The sequence below is a fragment of the Nocardia aegles genome, assembly GCF_052545135.1.
This window is the reverse complement of record NZ_JBQWRI010000012.1, coordinates 52717-71893: the sequence shown is the minus strand read 5'-3', so window position 1 is coordinate 71893 and position 19177 is coordinate 52717. Positions and strand designations below refer to the sequence as shown.

Annotated in this window: 17 protein-coding genes and 1 pseudogene; 15 read left to right on the top strand and 3 right to left on the bottom strand. The window is 62.9% G+C overall.

What is annotated here, in order from left to right:
- The first annotated feature begins 266 nt into the window (after window positions 1-266).
- Both ACT89H_RS25880 and ACT89H_RS25875 read left to right on the top strand, forming a co-directional pair.
- Window positions 267-1022 carry an IclR family transcriptional regulator gene (locus ACT89H_RS25880; RefSeq protein ID WP_445111267.1) on the top strand — a complete coding sequence of 252 codons (756 nt, stop codon included), beginning with the start codon at window positions 267-269 and terminating at the stop codon, window positions 1020-1022.
- 102 nt (window positions 1023-1124) lie between these two features.
- A pseudogene (locus ACT89H_RS25875) lies at window positions 1125-1581 on the top strand (transposase); the annotation flags it as partial.
- A 225-nt stretch (window positions 1582-1806) separates the two neighbouring features.
- Here the strand turns inward: ACT89H_RS25875 and ACT89H_RS25870 are convergent.
- Entirely contained in the window at window positions 1807-3051 is a 1245-nt protein-coding gene (locus ACT89H_RS25870; protein ID WP_445111346.1) for a bifunctional 3,4-dihydroxy-2-butanone-4-phosphate synthase/GTP cyclohydrolase II, read from the bottom strand.
- Between the two features lie 1582 nt (window positions 3052-4633).
- Entirely contained in the window at window positions 4634-5383 is a 750-nt protein-coding gene (locus tag ACT89H_RS25865; protein WP_445111266.1) for a dihydropteroate synthase, read from the bottom strand.
- 877 nt (window positions 5384-6260) lie between these two features.
- On the opposite strand from ACT89H_RS25865, the gene ACT89H_RS25860 reads away from it, so the two are divergent.
- Entirely contained in the window at window positions 6261-6935 is a 675-nt protein-coding gene (locus ACT89H_RS25860; protein ID WP_445111265.1) for a GntR family transcriptional regulator, read from the top strand.
- Between the two features lie 315 nt (window positions 6936-7250).
- Here ACT89H_RS25860 and ACT89H_RS25855 read toward each other — a convergent pair whose 3' ends face one another.
- Entirely contained in the window at window positions 7251-7934 is a 684-nt protein-coding gene (locus ACT89H_RS25855) for a PadR family transcriptional regulator (protein ID WP_445111264.1), read from the bottom strand.
- Between the two features lie 195 nt (window positions 7935-8129).
- On the opposite strand from ACT89H_RS25855, the gene ACT89H_RS25850 reads away from it, so the two are divergent.
- The 12 genes from ACT89H_RS25850 (at window position 8130) to ACT89H_RS25795 (ending at window position 19166) form a co-directional block, all read left to right on the top strand.
- Entirely contained in the window at window positions 8130-9512 is a 1383-nt protein-coding gene (locus ACT89H_RS25850; RefSeq protein WP_445111263.1) for an amidohydrolase family protein, read from the top strand.
- A gap of 180 nt (window positions 9513-9692) precedes the next feature.
- On the top strand, window positions 9693-10949 hold the full coding sequence (locus ACT89H_RS25845; RefSeq protein WP_445111262.1) for an aromatic ring-hydroxylating oxygenase subunit alpha: 1257 nt from the start codon (window positions 9693-9695) through the stop codon (window positions 10947-10949).
- Window positions 10949-11494, top strand: a complete 546-nt coding sequence (locus ACT89H_RS25840) for an aromatic-ring-hydroxylating dioxygenase subunit beta (protein WP_445111261.1) — start codon at window positions 10949-10951, stop codon at window positions 11492-11494. The genes ACT89H_RS25845 and ACT89H_RS25840 overlap by 1 nt, the downstream gene beginning before the upstream one ends.
- Before the next feature lie 107 nt (window positions 11495-11601).
- Complete coding sequence (locus ACT89H_RS25835) at window positions 11602-12834, top strand: NAD(P)/FAD-dependent oxidoreductase (RefSeq protein WP_445111260.1); 1233 nt, start codon at window positions 11602-11604, stop codon at window positions 12832-12834.
- 80 nt (window positions 12835-12914) lie between these two features.
- Window positions 12915-13856 (top strand): alpha/beta fold hydrolase, encoded by a 942-nt coding sequence (locus tag ACT89H_RS25830; RefSeq protein ID WP_445111259.1) that lies wholly within the window; start codon window positions 12915-12917, stop codon window positions 13854-13856.
- Between the two features lie 40 nt (window positions 13857-13896).
- Window positions 13897-14265: a non-heme iron oxygenase ferredoxin subunit gene (locus ACT89H_RS25825; RefSeq protein WP_445111258.1), complete on the top strand. Its 369-nt coding sequence runs from the start codon at window positions 13897-13899 to the stop codon at window positions 14263-14265.
- Complete coding sequence (locus ACT89H_RS25820) at window positions 14262-15131, top strand: alpha/beta fold hydrolase (RefSeq protein ID WP_445111257.1); 870 nt, start codon at window positions 14262-14264, stop codon at window positions 15129-15131. Before ACT89H_RS25825 ends, ACT89H_RS25820 begins: the two co-directional genes overlap by 4 nt.
- A 44-nt stretch (window positions 15132-15175) precedes the next feature.
- Window positions 15176-15823 (top strand): NAD(P)-dependent oxidoreductase, encoded by a 648-nt coding sequence (locus tag ACT89H_RS25815; RefSeq protein ID WP_445111256.1) that lies wholly within the window; start codon window positions 15176-15178, stop codon window positions 15821-15823.
- A gap of 132 nt (window positions 15824-15955) precedes the next feature.
- Window positions 15956-16696, top strand: coding sequence for an SDR family NAD(P)-dependent oxidoreductase (locus tag ACT89H_RS25810; protein ID WP_445111255.1), 741 nt, complete (start codon window positions 15956-15958; stop codon window positions 16694-16696).
- A gap of 88 nt (window positions 16697-16784) precedes the next feature.
- The gene (locus ACT89H_RS25805) at window positions 16785-17249 is read left to right on the top strand and encodes a cupin domain-containing protein (protein ID WP_445111254.1); all 465 of its coding nucleotides are present in this window, start codon (window positions 16785-16787) and stop codon (window positions 17247-17249) included.
- Between the two features lie 70 nt (window positions 17250-17319).
- Entirely contained in the window at window positions 17320-18249 is a 930-nt protein-coding gene (locus ACT89H_RS25800; protein ID WP_445111253.1) for a DODA-type extradiol aromatic ring-opening family dioxygenase, read from the top strand.
- 56 nt (window positions 18250-18305) lie between these two features.
- Complete coding sequence (locus ACT89H_RS25795) at window positions 18306-19166, top strand: alpha/beta fold hydrolase (protein WP_445111252.1); 861 nt, start codon at window positions 18306-18308, stop codon at window positions 19164-19166.
- The last annotated feature ends 11 nt before the right edge of the window (window positions 19167-19177 follow it).

Genomic DNA, 19177 nt, shown 5'->3' with positions numbered 1-19177 from the left:
GTGTCGGCGATCGGCACCCACACGGGTCAGTTTTCTCGCCTGCCGCTGACAACGAAATCGTCCGATTGCTGGCTACACCTACGTCTGTATGCGTTGTGGTTGGCCTGCATGAGGTCATTTTTCTGGTTTGCCGAGGGGCGCCCGAGAGTAACAATCTCGGGGCGAAGCTGTAAAAACGCCTGGCCCCAGGCAGCTCCGCTCAGTGTCTTGCAGGTTTCATGCCAGTTCCATAGACGAGAGCCTCTTTGGCAGACACAATGTGTCCCATGACAACGCAAGACCCCTGCCGCTCCACGATGCTCGAGCGGGGTGTTCAGATACTTCAGGCTTTTCGCCCGCACGGAGGTACCCTGACCCTTCCGACTCTGGTGGAGCGGACCGGGCTGCCGAAGCCAACGGTTCACCGTCTGGTGGAGGCATTGGTTCACCTTGGAATGCTGGAGAGGCAACCGATCGGTTATCGGCCGGGGATGGCATTGTTCGAACTGGGAGAGCTCGTTCCAGCGAAGGCTTACCTGCGCGAAGCCGCTCTCCCCTTCATGCAGGACCTTTACGAGTCAACCCATCAGACCGTGCACCTTGGTGTTCGTAACGGCCTCGACGTCGTCTATGCGGAAAAGATCCGCGGTCACCATGGGGTGGACGTGCCGACCAGGGTAGGGGGTCGGTTGCCGTTGACCAGCACCAGTACCGGAAAAGCGCAGCTGGCTTTCGCTCCTCCAGAGATTCTGCGGGCTGTGCTGTGCAGGCCGTTACGTCGGCTGACCGACAAGTCGCCGACCGATTCGGCCAAGTTGGCGGCCGAGCTGGCTGAGGTACGCGTGACTGGGGTCGCCTACGACTTCGAAGAAGCTGCTGTCGGAGTCAGCTGTGTTGCCGCTCCGATCCTGGTTGAGGGGCAGGTCGTGGGTGCGCTGTCACTGGCGTTTCCCTCCGAGGGATTCAAGGTATCCAGATTTGCACCTGTCGTCCGCACGGTCAGCGCCGCACTCTCTCGAGCGCTCGTGGCTCGCAACTGCTAGATCTTTGATGCGGTGACGGGGCTACGGGACTGCTGCATGGATGGCTTCGGCTGTCGTGGCCGTGTCCGGCGTTGAACCGACAGCCGATGTGCCGTGTAAGCCGACGAGAGCAAGCTCTACGTCTGCGCGGTCAAGGACGTTTACTCCAACCGGATCGTCGGCTACTCCATCGACTCGCGAACGGAGTCGGCGCTGGCCGTGCATGCCCTCAACAATGCGGTGGCCCGCCGCGGCGACGTGGCCGGCTGCATTCTGCACACCGACCGCGGATCGCAATTTCGAAGCCGAAAGTTCGTGCGCGCCTCGGCTCGTCACGACGCTCGTCACGACATGGCCGGGTCGATGGGCCGCGTCGGCGCGTGCCGGTGACAATGCCGCCATGGAAAGGTTCTTCGCGCCGCTACAGAAGAACGTGCTCGATCATCGGCCCTGGTGCAGCCGTGAGGAATTGCGCAGAGCCATCGTCGCCTGGATCGAGCGGACCTACCACCGCCGCCGACGGCAAACCGCTCTCAGCCGTTTGACGCCGGTCGAATACGAGACCAGTCAGGCCGCGTGATCGAATCTGTCACCTCGTGCAGCAGGCGAGGATCCGCCTCACGATCGGCGTCCGGAAGACCCTGGGAATCTCATGGCTTCTGCGACGTCAGCTCTGGCGTCAACGGACTGTCGGCTTCGGCGACCGCTCGAACCTGTCGTCTGCATTCACCCTGGCGCGAAGACCCAATCCTGCGAGCCTTCGCCCGGGCCAACCTGGTTGGCGCGGCACTGCGCGGTAGACGTCCTACCGGCCGGCGCCATCGAGCGAGAGCAGGTGGCCGAGACGCTGCTGCTTGGTGCGGAGGTAGCGCAGGTTGTGCGTAGACGTGGATGCGGGAAGCTCAACGCGACCCACGATTTCGATACCGTAACCAGCCAGACTCGCGTACTTGGCCGGATTGTTTGTGACAAGGCGCAGCCGTGTGATGCCGAGATCGGTGAGGATCTGGGCGCCGACGCTATAGGACCGGGCATCGACTGGCAGCCCTTGCACGGTGTTGGCGTCGACTGTATCGAATCCGGCTTCCTGCAGCGCATATGCTTGGATCTTGTGTGCGAGACCGATTCCGCGGCCTTCGTGACCACGTAGATAGATCACTGCGCCCGCCCCCTCGGCAGCGATCTCGGTCATGGCCTGTTCCAGCTGCGCTCCGCAGTCACAACGCAGCGAGCCGATGAGATCGCCGGTGAGGCATTCGCTGTGGACTCGGATCAGGGCGCCCTGTTGAGTACTGCTGGCCTTTCCAGGGTCGCCGTACACGAGGGCGAGGTGTTCGGTCCCATCGACGGTGGATCGGTAGGCGATTGCACGAAATTCGCCAAAGATCGTAGGCATCTCGGCGGAGGCGACACGTTCGACCAGTTGCTCCGTAGCTTGCCGATAATTGACGAGGTCGGCGATGGCTAGCATCGGGAGGTCGTGCTCGGCTGCGAATTCGGCCAGTTGTCGGCCGCGCGCCATAGAGCCGTCGGGGGCAACGATCTCTGCTATCACACCGATCGGAGGTTGATTCGCCAGGCGCAGCAGATCGACTGCAGCTTCGCTATGTCCAGCTCGCTTCAGGACACCGCCGTCGCGCGCACGCAATGGGAAGACGTGACCGGGGCGGCGTAATTCCTCGGGGCGTGTACCGGGGTGCGCGAGGCTTCTCAACGTCATCGCCCGGTGCGCGGCCGAGACTCCGGTACCGCTGTCCTGATGGTCGACGGTGATGGTGAAGGCGGTGCCGTGGGCATCCGTATTCTCTGCGAGCATCGGCGGCAGGCCCAACGCGTCGGCTCGATCGGCTGGCATTGGCGCGCAGACGATTCCAGTGGTGTGGCGTACGACGAACGCCAATTGTTCCGCAGTGACGGTCGCGGCGGGCAATATGAGGTCGCCCTCGTTTTCCCGATCGGCATCGTCGGTGACGACGATCATCTGCCCAGCGGACAGCGCTGCGACTGCTCGTTGAACAGCGGCCGCCCCCCACACAGCTTGGGGGATCATATTGCCCACTTGATCTGTGCTGTCCAGGTTATCTGCTGTGCCGTGCATATCTTCTACTTCCTCGGGAAGCCGCAAGCCCTCGCATCGCGGCTCGAGCGCGACAGCGTCGTATCATGCGGAGAATGAGATCCTCTGGCGCTGTTGTGGTACCAGCGGGATCATGGCGAATATTTCAGGTAATCGTAGGCTGCGGTTGCAGGGCAATCGTGTACCTGAGGCCGAGGCGCTGCATTGCACCTTGCTAGGTATGCGAGGTCGAGAACTACCACCACTCGGCGGAGGAGTACTGAGAGTTTCGAGATGGGCTTCCAGTCCGGCGCACGAGTCTTTTCGGTCGAGGCCGCTCTGTTTGAAACCCCCTAAAGGTGCTGATGGGTCGGATGGGCAATTCGCGACGCCCGTCCCCGCCTCCTCCAGCATCAGCAGAGGTGCTGTGTCGAATACCGTTACTCCGAGGCCGTGGAACTACAGATCGAAGCCACCTGGGATCCAATGAAACCGACCGCGAATACCCCGACGCGGGGGCACTTTTCGCCAGTTGGCGCAGCACCAGGCAATCATCTGCGTCGCGAAAGATGAATGCACCTGGCACGTCGGTGCCTGCGCCCGGCTTGTTGTCCTGGCGATCCCCCGGTTGCGAGGACTGGGCCGTCGAATTCAACCTCATTGCCGTCCTCCAGCGAGATCGCCCGGCGTGCAAGGTCCAGGCTGGCGGCGCGCCATCTCAGATGCAGGCGGAAAGTGGGCCATAGCACCGATCAAGGTCAACTGCCTGTCGTGCCCAGCGTGCTGTAGCTCCTCGGCAGCGTGCATACCTGCAAGTGAAGCGCCGACGACAGTGATCGCATCCAGCCGATTCTCCATATGTTACATGCTAGCTGGAAAGCTCAGCTTGCGGTAGCGGGAGCGCTAAGTCGCCTTCGCTGGCGCCGAGGCTCTCCATGCGCGTGGAATGTGCAGGTAGATGGTGACCCGAATCGTGTTCGTAGATGCCGTCGGCTTGACTGGAGGAGACTTCCATTCCGGGATGTTCCATGTTACCGACTTGAGTATCTGCGCAGTGCAGGCCACGTCTCTCATGATCGAGGAGTGCAATGCCCGGACGTCTGCCCGTTGCGAGGAGCGCATGCGTCGACCGGAGCGGACTCGCGCAACCTACTTTGCGGTCATAACTCAACCCCACTTGTTGGGGCTTTCGTAACGCGGCCAATGTCCGGATCGCGGAGGACGATCGGACGGGCCAGGGGATCAGGTTCATCGTCCGAATTCCGATTTCGGAATGGCAGGTCCGGTCTTGCGACCCCAGACCACCAGAGTTGGCCGCGTGAATCGGGTCAACTCCCCAGGTGTCGGGCGGGTGGCCGTAGCATTGCGCGACGCCGGCGGCCCGCGCCCGGCGGCCGCCAAGACCGTCAACGCACGAACCAAGGGTGCTACCGGATTGCCGACTCCTGTTGTCGCCCGCCCGATTTCGCGCACGTGGAGCTTCGACACCGATGACTCCCGCGGGCTTCCGACCTCGACGCTGCCGGTGAACCACCTGCGTTGGGCAAACTGCGACGTCGGCGCCGAAGCCCCCTCGTCAGGGCGTCCTCCAGGTGCGACCGGACCCGCCGATCACGTGCGGACGAGTGCGGGCGATTGGATGGCTTCGGCCATCCGGACTGCCTGACGTGTGGGTGCCACAGCGTGGGTTCGGATGACGGCCCGCGCCTTTGGCAACCGCGGTCACCGCGACCGCGAGCGAGCCGGCGAGCCGTTCGCCCGGATCGCTGATGCGGAGGACATCGCCGATGAAAGACTTGCGGCTGGCGCCAACCACGGGGAAGCCGGTATCGATCAGGGTCTCCAACAGATCGAGGAGTGCGAGGTTGTGGGTGGTGGTCTTGCCGAAGCCCAGCCCCGGATCGACAAATACCTCGCGGACTCCCCGGCGCACGGCATCCTCGGCGTGAGTGCGTAGCTGCTCGGTGACCTCCGTGACGACGTCCTCGTAGGCCTCTATTCGCTCGTTGAAGATCTTGTCGCCGAATCGATTCCCGTGGCGGTGACGTGCTGGGTGCGGCAACTCACTCGCCGGCCCTGCTACCGGTGGCTGGCCGATCCAGTGACCACCGCTGAGGTCGCCGAGGCGTATCGAGTCAACGCGTTGTTCGATGCGCGCCGCGATGACCCCCCGAGTTCGGATATGGGTTTCTCGCCGACGAGGTCCGCGAGGCCGGTCAGTCGGTGAGCGAGCGGACCGCCTGGCGGATCTACTCGAGGAATCGGTGCTGGAGTGCGTTCGGTAAGCGTAAGCCCCGGAATGGCAAGAACAGCAGGCCGGGCCCACGCGTGCATGAGGACCTGGTGCAGCGGAGTTTCAATCGCGCATGAAGTCCCGACTAGCGGAGACCGCGCTGAACAACGCTGATGCCGGCGCGTGACGTTGCCGCTCTAGCTGGTTCACCACTGTCACCCGATCCTGCAGTAGCCTCGCTTTGGGGGGTGAGCTGCAGCTAATGGACTTCTTGACCCCCCGTTTCGCAGTCTTCTACACTCCTATCCAAGCAGTTTCCATGTGAGGCATGTATCGGTGTTGGCGGGGTGACGGACGATGGTCAGTGGGGGATGGCGTCGCACGGCTGCTGCGCGGGGACGGTTGCAGCTGTCTGAATGCCCGCGGGAGCGCTTCCATCTGCCAGGTATCGTGGGTTGGTGTCCCTGGCGATAACGCAGGCATGCAGGGATTGGTGTTACGTCGAACAGAAAATTTCAAAATCACTACGGACGGTGATCGAGAACGATAGGCGTCAGGAAACCGAAAGCGCAGAGGAACGGGAGGTGCTGCGATAGTCTTGAACGAGTCCGACGCGGCGAGCGACGTAGGTGCCCGGCTCAACGAGTGGCGTCGACGGCGTCGGCTGACTCTGCGCGAGGTCGCCGAAGCGGCCGGCATCAGTGAAGGTTTCTCAGTCAAGTGGAGCGTACGGCACGGATCACCGAAGGTCCTCAGTGCGACAGAACGTCAGCGCCTCGAGTTTTCCTACGGTACGAAGTACTCGCTGACGCCGAGGCCGTACCCACGACTCTGAATAATTCCACCTAGCCGAAGTGCGCCGATTCCTGAATTTCTGATCGACATATATTCTATGACGGGGCGGGACGAACGGTCGCGGGCAATGAAAGGTGGACTTCACTAACATGTTTCCGATTCAAGTTGGATTGGCATGGTGAGCATGTCGCTACCAATGGCTGTCTCGAATTCTACCCGCACTACGCCTGCCAGACGGCTGGCCGCGACTGTATACGAAGAGATCAAGTCAGGAATTCTGAGTGGACAGTATAGGCCTGGTGAGTGGCTGTCTGTCGAGACGATCTGCCAAACATTCCGGGTAAGTCGTCATCCGGTTATGGAGGCGATGCGGCAACTGTCGGGTGAGTGGCTAGTAGAAATCGTACCGCAGGTTGGATGTCGAGTCGCGCAGTACGATCAGAACGCTGTAAAAGACTACCTCGCGGTCATCGGCGATCTCGAAGGGCATGTAGCCGGTCTTGCTGCAGAGCGAAGGACATCCGAGCAGCTGGACCAACTCGCAAAGCTGATCGAGCAAGTTCGCCCGCAGGTGGGAGCCGAAAGCGCGGACCGGGCATTGTGGCGGGAGATCCACAGAGTCCTGCTGGATATGGCCCATACTCCAGTAGTCGCCCGGCTGTGCGACCAGCTATGGGACTTTGGCGACTTCATCTGGCGGATGCTCAGCGACTTGGAGCCGGATCAGCCGAATTCGGTCCAGCGTCAGTACGAAACTCTGCTTCAGTTGAGCGAGGCGATCCAGCGCAAAAACGCCAATCTGGCCCGACTGCACATGACTATCTGGCTGACAGGCACTTTGCCCGTTTAGCCACCCACAACTCCGGCGACGTCGCACCCGTCTCCCCACGACAAGGACTCTGCCCGACCGAATTGTCGCGGTCATGGGCATCCATATGATCGGGCACCTCCCGCCGGATTCGCGGCGTGCGTTGTTCACCGATCTGGTGCCGAGGCTGGTGCCGGGTGCCCCGATGGTGTTCAACACTCCGGCAGCAACGGCTCCACCAACTCCCACAACTCATCCGGCACCAACCGCCGCGACTACACATCCACGACCGAACACCATGCAACACATGGCATCTCAACGCATCAACAAATGAACTACAAGCATGTAAGGCACGGTCTAGGGATGGGGGGCGGCCTGCTTGCGCGCCTTGTCGCTTCGGGCTGACGGGTCAGGCTCCGGAATTGAATCCGGCAATCGGCCATCAACCACATCCCACTTGGCCTCGAATGCGTCGAGCCAGTCGAGTGCTTCCTGGGCCCAGGAAACCTCGTTTTCTGCCCGCTTGATGTCGCCGCGGTAGGCAAGGTTGCGCACAGCGAGCGTGAGCTCGCCGTGCGCGGGGGTGGGTCTGCTCTCGATACGTCGCTCGATCCGGGTGTGGCTACGGCTGCTCATTTCGTGGAGGAACGCCCTCAACGTTTCCAGCCGTTGCTGGTAATGCTCCAGGTGCGCCCGAAAATGCGCGCGTAGCGCTTTGAGGTCGCCAGTGTCGCCGAAGATGAGCTTGATTCTCTCGACGTCACGGTTCGGGGGGTAGGTCGGCGGCTCGGCGGTCCAACTGTCCACCTCCGCGCGGCCGGCTTCAGTGATGGAGTACACACGCTTCTCTAGCCGATCCCCGACGACGGTCGACTCGGACTCGACCCACCCGCGGTCTTCCAAGGCTTTGAGCTTCGGATAGATCTGGCTGTGAGGCGCGGACCAGAACCAGTTCACGCCGAAGTCCATAGCGCGCACAAGGTCGTAGCCAGAGCCGGGACCAGTGCTGAGCCAGCCCAGGATGACGTATTCAAGAGACATGTATGGATTCTAAGCGAGCCAGACAGGTCCGACGGCCTTCCGTCCCGAAAAGCCTGCTCTTGCGCCAAGATCTCGCTAGGTCAGCGTCCGCTGCGAGTCGATCATGTACATAGAGACATGAATTGCTTGACATAGTCTGAGACCGTAGTCACACTAGGGCTGTCGGTGCTTAGAGCGGAACGAAGGACTACATTCATGAGCGAGCGCGGCCGTCTTCTCATCAAGGGCGGGACTGTCATCTCCGTCGTCGACGGCGAGAGTCCTCGCCGGGCGGACGTCCTGGTCGAAGATGGGGTGATCACGTCCATCGCGCCGGACCTCGAGGTTGACGCCGAACGGATCGACGCATCCAGCAGCCTGGTCCTGCCGGGACTGGTCGACACGCACCGCCACACCTGGCAGACTGCTCTGCGCGGCGTAACACATGAGTGGACTCTGAAGGACTACATCCGCGGCATCCGGCTGCAGAGCGCCAAGTACTACCGCCCCGAGGACATCTACATCGGCAACCGGCTCGGCATGCTCGAGGCGATCAACGCCGGCGTGACGTCGGTGCTCGATTTTTCCCATTGCATCAATAGCCCTGATCACGCCGCCGAGGCACTGCGCGGTACTCGCGATGCGGGTATCCGCTCAGTCTTCGCGCTCGGCTTCAATTCCGTGCCAGTAGATGAGCCGTACTTCACGAGCCTCGACCAGCGACTGGATCATGCGAGCCGGTTCTTCGCGGAGGAGTTCGCTGACGGTAACGACGGGCGGGTGCGCTTCGGGATCGCGTTGTCGGACATGGAAGTCGGTGGGCTGGAAACGATCATCCGACAGGCGCAGTTCGCGAAGGATCTCGGTGTGCCAGTCACGCTTCACGCCGACGCGGTGCTCTCGGAGAGTTTCGTGTCCATCGTCGAGCAACTCAGCAAGCATGATCTGATCTGGCCCGGCGTTGTTTGGGTGCACATGAACTTCGCCAGCCTGGAGCAGACGCGTGAAGTTATCCAGAAGGGCGGCGCGGTCTCGGTCACCCCTGAAACCGAGATGCAAATGGGCATGGGGCACCCGTCGTTCGGAAAGGTGCTGGCCGCGGGCGGCCGGCCGAGCCTCGGCGTCGACGTGGTCTGCAACAACTCCGGCGATATCCTCACCCAGCTGCGACTCGCGTTGCAGACGCAGAGAATGCTCGACCACCAGGACGATATCTCGCGCAGCCATGGGCCGGACACCGTCGAGTTGAAGACCCCGACCGCGCTGCGCGCTGGAACGCTCTCGGGCGCGGAGGCACTCGGCCTCGGCGACAAGACTGGATCCCTCCAGGTGGGCAAGGCCGCCGACATCATCACAGTGCGGACGGACGCGATCAACACTATGCCGTCGTATGACCCGGTCGGTACCTTCGTATTGCAGTCGCACCCCGGCAACATCGACACCGTCCTGGTCGACGGCGAAATCCTCAAGCGAGACGGAAAGCTCGTGCAAGACATCGCCCCGCTTCGGGCGCAACTCGAGAAGTCCGCCGCGTATCTGTTCGAGCACATCGAACGAAATGGCGGTCTCATTCCGCAGCCCCCGATCCCGCTGTGGTGAGTATCGAGCGGCGGCTGACATCACAGCTGCCCCGGTCGCTGCGGGAGAGAGCGGTCGGCCCGCATGTCGTTCGGCCTCGCATCAGCGCGGAGACGCGAGGAGTGCTGGGCCGCAATTCCACCACGACGACCCCATCACAGCCATGTGCACTTATCAGTAGCCCAGCCCGAGGAGGAAATCATGTCCACTGCCACCCCTGACGCGGAGTCCTATGCCGCGTTGGTCGACCATGAACAGGGGTTGATCGACCGGCGCATCATGTCCGACCCCGACATCTACAAGCAGGAGCTCGTCCGCATCTTCGCTCGGGCATGGGTCTTCATGTGTCACGACACTCAGATCCCGGACGTGGGCGACTACTTCAAGACCTACATCGGCGAGGACCAGGTCATTGTCGTGCGGGCCAAGGACCGGTCCGTCCAGGTCATGCTGAACACGTGTCCACATCGTGGAAATTCGGTGTGTCGTCCTGACTCTGGCAACACCAAGGCATTCATGTGCGCCTACCACGGATGGTCCTTCGGGCTCGACGGCAAACTGGTCGGCATTCCGGCCAGTAAAGACCTCTACGACGCGAACTTCGAGCGTGAGAAGTGGGGGTTACGGAAGGCGGCCCAGGTCGCGAACCACGGCGGGTTCATCTTCGCGACACTGGACCCTGAGGCGCCGGCATTTTCCGACTATCTCGGCGCCGCCGGCAGGCACATGCTCGACAGTCTCGTCGGAGACGGAAACCTGGAGATTATTCCTGGTGTCATCAAGCATCGTGTTCCCTGCAACTGGAAGATGGCGACCGAGAACACCAACGACTTCTACCACGTTGGCATTGCTCATGTGGCGGCAATCAAGGTGATGGAACTGCCCTGGGAGTCGATTCACCAGATCAGCGCCAGCGTGATCTTCGGAGACTACGGGCACATCGCCAACTCGGCTGCCGACTACGGCCACGGCAAAGCATCTGGTGCAGCCGGCCCGGTCGGACACTTCAACCTCTTCCCGAACACAGTATCTTTCGCGAGTCTTTATCCCACCGTGGTCGTCCGGCACCCGAAGGGCCCGCTGGAGACGGAGATGTGGTACTTCCATTTCGTCGACAAAACACTTCCCGACGAAGAGCGGGAATCGGTGAGACTTATGTCCATCCGCAACCTCGGGCCTGCAGGGCTGATCGAGACCGAGGACGCCGAGAACTGGGAACTGAGCACCAAGGCGTCCGTAACTCCCGCGATGCAGAGCCGACCATTGAATTACCAGATGTCGCTGGGCTGGGGGGAGATTGCTCGCGATGAGCTGCCCTATGCCCACCTCGACGGCGGATCGCAGGTCAACGAGCACTACATGCGCTGGTACCACCGGTCATGGGCGGAGTGGATGGACGCCGACGACTGGGAAGCGCTCAAACGCGATCACACTCGACCGGGACCGGAGACCATCTGATGGACATCGCCTCCAACGACATCTTCTGGCAGCAGCCGGTTTCGATGGAGCACTTGCACGAGATCGAACTATTTTACCGGCGCGAGGCGGCGCTACTGGACGAACGAAAATTCGACCAGTGGCTCGAGCTACTTGCCGAGGACCTTCACTACTGGATTCCGATCCGGCAGAACAGGCAAGGCGACCAGATGGGGGACGAGTTCACCAAACCCGGTGAGAACGCCCTTATCGATGACGACAAGACCACCATGCGGATTCGAGTCGGCAAGCTCGACACCGGTTACGCCTGGGCGGAAGAACCTCCTTCCCGCACTCGGCATGTCATCACCAACGTCATGGCAACCGAGATCGAGGGCGGAGATCTACACGTCGTGTCGGACTTCATCATCTACCGCAACAAGAACGAGTCCGAAGTCGACTGGTGGGTTGGGCTGCGCGAAGACGTCCTCCGCCGTGACGAAAACACAAAGTTCCAGGTCGCCAAGCGATCGGTGTACCTGGACCAGACCGTCATCATCTCGAAGAATCTCAGCACGTTCTTCTGAGCGCGGATGATCAGGCCCAGCGCGGATTCATCGATACGTCATGTGGGAGGGCGGTGGACCCGCGCTGAACTTGGGCGACCCCGGTCCCTGAAAGCGAAGGAATCAGCATGTCAAAGGCCATCGCCATCGTGGGCGCAAACGTCGCAGGCGGCCGTGCCGCTCAAGCGTTGCGACGGGCCGGATATGACGGCGAAGTGCACCTGTTCGGTGCCGAAGCGTATCCGCCGTACGACCGGCCGCCGCTGTCGAAGGAGGTGTTGCTAGAACACCACGAGCCCGAAAAGACCTACCTGCAGACCATTGAGGAATGGTCCGCGCAGGACATTCAGCTGCATCTGGGGACGCCGATCACTCGCATCGACACAGCAGGGGGTGCGCTCGAGACCTCCTCCGGCAAACGGCTGAAGGCCGACAAGGTACTCCTCGCCACCGGCGGCGCCGTGCGACGGCTTGCCATCCCTGGAGTCGATCTACCCGGCGTCGAGTACCTACGCACCATCGACGACGCTGTGGCGGTCCGTGACCGTCTCCGCTCCGGCGGCCCAATCGTCGTCGTGGGCGGCGGGTTCATCGGAGCCGAGGTAGCTGCGTGCGCACGCAAGGCCGGATGCGACGTCACGCTGATCGAGGTTGAAGACGTGCCGCTGTGGCGCGTCCTCGGTCGACAGCTCGGCGGAATAGTCACGCAGTACCACCGCGACGCCGGCGTGCGCGTGCTGCCGAACACTGCACTGACGAGCATCGAAGGCACTGCCGAGGTATCCCATGTGGTCACCACCTCGGGTGAACGTATCGAGGCAACGCTGGTGCTGATCGGCATCGGCCTGATTCCTGCCACGGAGCTGGCCGCTGATGCCGGCATCCAGGTCACGAACGGAGTCGCCGTCGACGAGTTCGGTCAGACCTCCAATCCCGCTGTCTTTGCTGCTGGCGACGTCGCCTACCACCCGAACGCGATTCTCGGCCATCGGCTGAGACTGGAGCACTGGCAGAACGCGCAGAACCAAGGAATTGCTGTCGCCAGGACGATGGCGGGGGCGCCCGAGGCGTTCCGGGAGGTCCCCTGGTTCTGGTCGGACCAATACGACCTGAGCATCCAGATGTCAGGTCACCCGCACCCGGACGACCACCTCGTTGTCCGTGGTGACCCAGCCAGCCGATCCTTCAGCGCGTTCTTCTTGCGCGAAGGCCGTCTGCGCTCCACGTTCGGTATCAACCGACCCCGTGACGTCAAGCGAACGCTGAAGTACATCGAGTCCGGGCAATTGCTCGATCCAGCTCAACTGCGCGACGAATCCACCGACCTGCGCAACCTGAGCGAGCTGAGCGCAGCCGGCTGACACCCGGACCCGCTCGCCTGATGCCGCATCGACAGTGCCACTCCTCGCGCGAGCCACTCATGAAAGGAAAACGAGCCATCATGTCACTGAGCACCTCACCGACCCACAGCACAGGGCTCACCGCTGGGCCCTACGCCGAGGAGTCGACTGCTCGCACCATCGAGGTCGACGGCGTCCGAATCCACTACCACGAGGCCGGCTCCGGTGACCCACTCATCTGCTTGAACGCGTGGGGCGAGGGAATGACCTCTTGGTTCACCTATCACCGCAACCTCGAAGCCTTTGCGGAGCATTACCGAGTCTTGCTGGTCGACCCCATCCACTCCGGGCGGTCCCTCACCCCCGCGACTTTGGACGGCAGCGCTGAAGTAGACCGCGCCACGATCAACAGGTACCTGGCCGGGTTCATGGATGCGCTCAACATCACACGCGCGCCACTGATCGGCACCTCGACCGGGGGGACAACCGCGCTCCTTTTCGCGTTGACCTACCCCGACCGGGTCACCCGCCTCGTGCTTTCCGGATGCGGAATCTCCAACGGCGACAATGCGCTGCTGTTCAATCCGGTCTTCTACGACGACGACGGACAGATCGTCGTCCGCCAGGAGGGAATCAAGCTCGGGTTGGCGGCCATCACCGACCCGACTCGGGAGAACATCGCGCGGATGCTGCGCGAAGGGTTCGTTTTTCGACCCGAGTCGATCCAGAGCGAGCACATCGACCACCTCGTCGCAGTGTCCAGTGATCCTGAACTTCGCGCTGACCGTGAGGACACCCGAGAGGCGTTCTTCTCCGCCTCATATCAACACCGCAGCACGCTCCCCGACCTACCGAGGTTCACGACGCCGACTCTGTTCTTCCACGGCAGATACGACATCGTCGTGTCCCCCGAAGTCGCACTTGCCGCAGTGAGCCTGATCCCCAACTGCCGCACCGTGTTCCTTCGGTGCGGAAATCTCGTGCCTTTCGAGCAGCCGGAGGACTTCAACCAGATCACCCTCGGGTTCCTGCAGCAGGCCTGAACGAACTCGAACCAAACAACACCAGAACAGGAAGAACGGCATGGCGATCACACAATGGACCAAGGCACTCCCCGAAGAAGAGGTGCCTGACGGCGACGTGGTCGGAGTCGACGTCGCAGGCGAGAAAGTGTGCGTCGCCAAGGTAGACGGCAAGTATTACGCCATCAACGACATCTGCTCCCACTTCTACACCAGGCTCAGCGACGGCGAGCTCGACGCACAGACTCTCAGCGTCGAGTGCCCGCTGCACGACAGCCGGTTCAGCCTCATCGACGGAGCTCCGAACCAGGAACCCGCCGATGAGCCCGTCGATGTCTACGACGTCAAGGTCGAGAACGGCGAGGTTTATGTCGGCCCGAAGACAGACGGCACAGCGACCGACAACAACCGGGCAGGAGGCAACGCATGAGGTACGCACCCGCCCCCGCGGAGGCCGCACGACTCGTCAGCGTTGGCGACGCGAAACTCCATGTCATCGACCTCGGCGATCAGAACGCGACGCCGGTCGTCTTCCTGCACGGAGGGGGACCAGGATGCAACGCCTGGACCGACTGGCAGCAGATCGGCGAGCGCCTCGGTGACGGGTACCGACGCCTCTATATCGACTTCCCGTATTACGGCGACTCCTCGCCGACGCCCATTCAGGGACCGATCTGGACCGGACTCGCGAATCTCTTGACCGGCGTGCTGGAAAGCGTGGATGTCTCCCGCGCGCATTTCGTCTGCCAATCCTTCGGAGGCGCCGCCGCCATCGTCCTCGCCGTTGAGCGCCCTGAGCTGTTCCTCAGTCTCGCGCTGACAGGTACGGTCCTGAGCCGCGGCGTCCTCACACCGCCGATCGCCGATCGCGTCGTCCGCGACGCTGTCGGTCCCTATCTCGATGGCGGTCCCACGCGGGACAAGATGCGCACACTGCTCGCCGCCGTCGAGTGGTTCGACGCTAGCGCGATACCGGACGAGCTCGTCGAAGCCCGATACCAGGCGAGCTCACGCGCCGAGCATATCGAGCGCTTCACCCGGCAGCCCGATGTCATGGGGGAGGCCCAAGACCTCGACCCCGTGCTGCACCTCAACCACGTTCCCACGCTGCTCGCCTATGGCGATCGCGACCCGTTCGCGCCCGCGGAGGTGCCGCTCTATCTCTTCACACGGTTTCCGCGCGCACGACTGGTCCTGGTCAAAGACGGCGCTCATCACTTCCCCGAAGAGATTCCTGACACCTACCTCGCCGTGCTCACGCCCTGGTTACGCGAGCACCACGCAGTCGACGGATGACCCTCTCGCCAGGCAGACCTCACACCTTCGATCGAGGGAACAAAATGGCACGCATCACCATCCTCGGCGGGACCGGGTTCACCGGGAGCCGCCTTGTCCGTGAAGCCGCGAGTCGAGGCCACGAAGTGACCTCCTACAGCCGCCATGATCCCACCGACCCGGTCCTCCGAGTCAACTACAAGATCGCGTCCCTCATAGAGACGGCTGTGCGGGACGAGGCAGTCTCGCGGGTCGACGTGGTGATCTCTGCTCTCGCACCGCGAGCCGAGATGGAAAGCCATTACGAGGCCGTGCACTCCAGTCTGATCGACCTTGCAGCCGAGCGGCACATCCGCTTCGGCGTGATCGGCGGCTTCGGGTCCCTCCGCCTAGCTCCCGGACATCCCCGCTTCGTTCATGCGGGGACGCCGCCGCACGACCTCGGCAACGAACCGCGGATCGTCCATCGCGTACTCGAAGCCCTGACCGAGTCTGCGCCCGAGCAGCTCGACTGGTTCTTCGTCAGCCCCGCCGCCGAGTACGGCCGCGAATGGGACCGCGAGGCACTTGGCGGATTCCGTACCAGCGGCGAGGTCGCCCTCTTCGACGGCAACGGCCGGTCGGCACTCTCTGCCGCAGACTTCGCGGTCGCCGTGATCGACGAGGTCGAAGATCCGAGTCAACACCGCGCACAGTGGTCCGTGGCCTATTAGACAAACCCCGCTTCCGCAGGGGCTAGCGACACTCCGCACGAAGCTAAAGACATTCATGTCCTTTCATGTATTGACATACATGATCGAAGTTACATAAATTGCAGACACGTATATCGCAAAGGGAGTTCAACAATGTCCCAGACGACGCCGAAGCGAGCACTGATCATCGGTGGCACGGGAGGAATCGGCGGAAGCGCGGCGGAGCAGCTCGGGGCGCGCGGCTGGCAGTCGGTGATCACGGGCTCCCGCGAGCAGGCTGCGGGCGATGCGGTCGCGGAGAGTATTCCTGGAACGACGTACTTCCGCGCCGACATGGCCGATCCGGGCTCGGCGTCACGGGTCGTCGAGGCAGCGGTGGATCGCCTCGGCGGGCTCGATGCGCTCGTCTACACGGCCGGCGCAACGGCGAAGATTCCGCATGCTCAGCTTGCGGACGTGGATGACGCGGTGTGGGAGCGCATCCTGACCCAGAACATCGTCGCGATATGGCGCACGATCCTGGTGGCCGAGCCGCATCTTCGTGAGGCTGGAGACGCGGCGATCGTAGTGACCGGAGCGTTGGCAGGAGCCGACGTCGGGGGAAGCAGTATCCCCTACGCGGTGAGCAAGGCAGGACTGCACCACATGGTCAAGCTCCTCGGCCCGGTGCTTGCCCCCGAGGTCCGCATCAATGCCGTAGCGCCAGGGCTCGTGGAGACCGCCTGGACCTCCGACCCTAGCTGGGAGGACATCTACACCTTTTGGCGGGAGAAGGCCCCGCTACAACGCGTCGGCGTTCCCGCCGACGTGGCCGAGGTCATCGTGTCACTCCTGGAGTGGAAGTACGTCACCGGTCGCACCCTCATCATCGACGGCGGGTTCTCCCTCGTCTAGCAGCAAGGAAACAGTCACCATGGCTCAACACAATGTCACCCTCTCGACCACAGCACCCGCTCCAACGACCCGTACATTCCGGCGCCTGGTGACGGGCGTCGACTCCGAAGGCAGATCCGTCTTCATCTCCGACAGCGACAGTCCATCGGTCCAGGTTGTCGCAGATACGCCCACCTTCGTTGTCACCAACCTGTGGCGACACGACCTGGTCCCGGTCGACAACCACACCGTGGTTGACGACGGCCTCGACGGCGCCGTCGCGCTGGATCCACCCGCTGGTGGTTCGGTCTTCCGGATCGTCGAGTTTCCTCCGGATTCGGACTGGCGCGACCGACCCGGTGGCCCTTCGGACCAGGTCCACGCCACACCGTCGCTCGACTACGCACTGGTCCTCGAAGGCGACATCTGGGCAGTGCTCGACGGCGACGAGCGGCTCCTTCACTCAGGAGACGTCCTCATCCAGCGCGGCACCCGCCACGCCTGGTCCAACCGTACCGACCGACCCGCGATCGTCGCCTTCACCCTCATCGGTGGCACCGCACTCCAGGACTGAGCGCATCGCCGACGCTGCAACAGCCGACGGCTAGCGCACTGAACCAGACCTCTGTCGAAAGAGCACCAACATGGCCACCATCATCGGTAACATCAGCAGCTCACACTCCCCGCTGTGGAACCTGGGGCCGGATCCCGAATCCGGTCACGAGGGCGCAGAGTTCGTCGCCCACATCACCCGTGCCAGGAAAGCGGTCGAGCGTCTCGAGCCCGACGTCATCGTCGTGTTCGGCCCCGACCACGCCCGAGGCGTGTTCTATGACATGCTCCCCGCGTTCACGATCGGGATCGAAAAGGTCGTCGGCGCCGGCGATTACTTCACCCCCAAGGGCGACCTGCCAGTCGCACGGGCGGTGGGAACGGATATCTTCGCCGGCGTCACCCGACGCGGATTCGACCCCGCGCTGTCTCTCGACCTACGGATCGACCACGGACTCACCCAGGTCTATCAGCGGCTCAACCCAGGCGTGGACATCCCCATCGTGCCCATCATCGTGAACTCGGGCACCTCCCCGCTGCCAACCTTCGCCCGTAGCTACGCCTTCGGACAGGCGGTCGGAGAAGCAATCGCTGAGAGCAAGGTCGAGGCACGTGTGCTGGTCGTCGGCTCAGGCGGGCTGTCGCACTGGCCGAACTCGATCGACGCATTCGACCCTTCTATCACCCCGGAATGGCGCGACTTCCTCATCCACGGGCGCAGTCAAGTTGAAGAACGCGAGGCCGGACGTCAGGCCGCCGCACTCGAGCTCGCCCAGAGCGAGGCCACCGGCGAGGTCAACGCCGACTGGGACCGCGACACCCTGGCTCGCATCAAGACAGATCCCTCCGTCCTGAGACGGATGGACGATGAGGACATCGAACTTGTCGCCGGCCCCGGAGCAGGAGAACTCCGCACCTGGGCCGCAGCTGCCGGCGCCTGGGGCGGGCCGATCGCCTGGACCGGATACGAACCGGTGCCGCGGTGGATCACCGGCATGGGTGTCATCTCCAGCATCGAGTAAAGACCCCATGCCCACAGTTCCTGTGTTCGCACCACCCTAGAAGAAAGCAAGCTCACATGTCCGCTCTTGGCACCCCCGACTACCACACACCAGCGTTCTTCGGGCTCGAGGACCAGTGGCTCGAGACCGCACCCGGCGAGGTGACGCACTACCACGATGCCGGCCACGGCACCCCGGTCCTGCTGCTCCACGGCTCCGGCACCGGCGTATCCGCCGCCGCCAACTGGTGGCAGACCGTGCCCGCCCTATCGGGAGCGCTGCGCGTCATCGCACCCGACCTGATCGGCTGGGGAGCCACCATCGAGCCTGCGGACGCATCCTTCGGCATCCGTGAATGGGGCCGGCACGTCCTACGGCTGCTCGATGGACTCGACCTCGACCAGGCCTGGCTGGTCGGCAACTCCCTCGGCGGCTGGGTCGCCCTCCAACTCGCGATCGACCATCCGGATCGGGTCCTCGGGGTCGTCTCGATGGGAACCGGCGGTGCGCCCGTCACGACCGCGGCGATCGCGCACCACCTCGACCCCGACATCACCACAGAAGGGTTGCGCGCGGCGTTCCGGAACTTCGTCGTCGACGCACGCCTCATCAGTGACGACATGGTCGCTGCCCGGCAGGTCGTCGCCGAATACGAGGTCGGCATCGGTCGACTCGGCAAGGTCATGGCCGCTCGCGAACGAGATCGGCACAATCTGCCGCTGCAAGCCGACAACCTGGGTGACCTCGCCGTCCCGGTATTGCTACTGCACGGGCTGCAGGACAAGGTGATTCCTCCAGCCCGCACCTGGGAGCTAGTGGCGCAGATCCCCACCGCCGACGCCGTTCTGCTCAACAAGTGCGGCCACTGGTCCATGATCGAGCGCCCCGCCGCGTTCAGCGACACGATCAAAAGTTTCGTGGCGGGGTCCTGGCACTGAGGATTTGCTTT

Excerpts from the sequence above, each read along its gene's own strand:
- ACT89H_RS25855 (WP_445111264.1), bottom strand. The coding sequence starts at position 7,934 with ATGTCTCTTGAATACGTCATCCTGGGCTGGCTCAGCACTGGTCCCGGC.
- ACT89H_RS25820 (WP_445111257.1), top strand. The coding sequence starts at position 14,262 with ATGAGGTACGCACCCGCCCCCGCGGAGGCCGCACGACTCGTCAGCGTT.
- ACT89H_RS25850 (WP_445111263.1), top strand. The coding sequence starts at position 8,130 with ATGAGCGAGCGCGGCCGTCTTCTCATCAAGGGCGGGACTGTCATCTCC.
- ACT89H_RS25810 (WP_445111255.1), top strand. The coding sequence starts at position 15,956 with ATGTCCCAGACGACGCCGAAGCGAGCACTGATCATCGGTGGCACGGGA.
- ACT89H_RS25795 (WP_445111252.1), top strand. The coding sequence starts at position 18,306 with ATGTCCGCTCTTGGCACCCCCGACTACCACACACCAGCGTTCTTCGGG.
- ACT89H_RS25835 (WP_445111260.1), top strand. The coding sequence starts at position 11,602 with ATGTCAAAGGCCATCGCCATCGTGGGCGCAAACGTCGCAGGCGGCCGT.
- ACT89H_RS25840 (WP_445111261.1), top strand. The coding sequence starts at position 10,949 with ATGGACATCGCCTCCAACGACATCTTCTGGCAGCAGCCGGTTTCGATG.
- ACT89H_RS25860 (WP_445111265.1), top strand. The coding sequence starts at position 6,261 with ATGGTGAGCATGTCGCTACCAATGGCTGTCTCGAATTCTACCCGCACT.
- ACT89H_RS25830 (WP_445111259.1), top strand. The coding sequence starts at position 12,915 with ATGTCACTGAGCACCTCACCGACCCACAGCACAGGGCTCACCGCTGGG.
- ACT89H_RS25880 (WP_445111267.1), top strand. The coding sequence starts at position 267 with ATGACAACGCAAGACCCCTGCCGCTCCACGATGCTCGAGCGGGGTGTT.
- ACT89H_RS25870 (WP_445111346.1), bottom strand. The coding sequence starts at position 3,051 with ATGATCCCCCAAGCTGTGTGGGGGGCGGCCGCTGTTCAACGAGCAGTC.
- ACT89H_RS25815 (WP_445111256.1), top strand. The coding sequence starts at position 15,176 with ATGGCACGCATCACCATCCTCGGCGGGACCGGGTTCACCGGGAGCCGC.
- ACT89H_RS25800 (WP_445111253.1), top strand. The coding sequence starts at position 17,320 with ATGGCCACCATCATCGGTAACATCAGCAGCTCACACTCCCCGCTGTGG.
- ACT89H_RS25825 (WP_445111258.1), top strand. The coding sequence starts at position 13,897 with ATGGCGATCACACAATGGACCAAGGCACTCCCCGAAGAAGAGGTGCCT.
- ACT89H_RS25845 (WP_445111262.1), top strand. The coding sequence starts at position 9,693 with ATGTCCACTGCCACCCCTGACGCGGAGTCCTATGCCGCGTTGGTCGAC.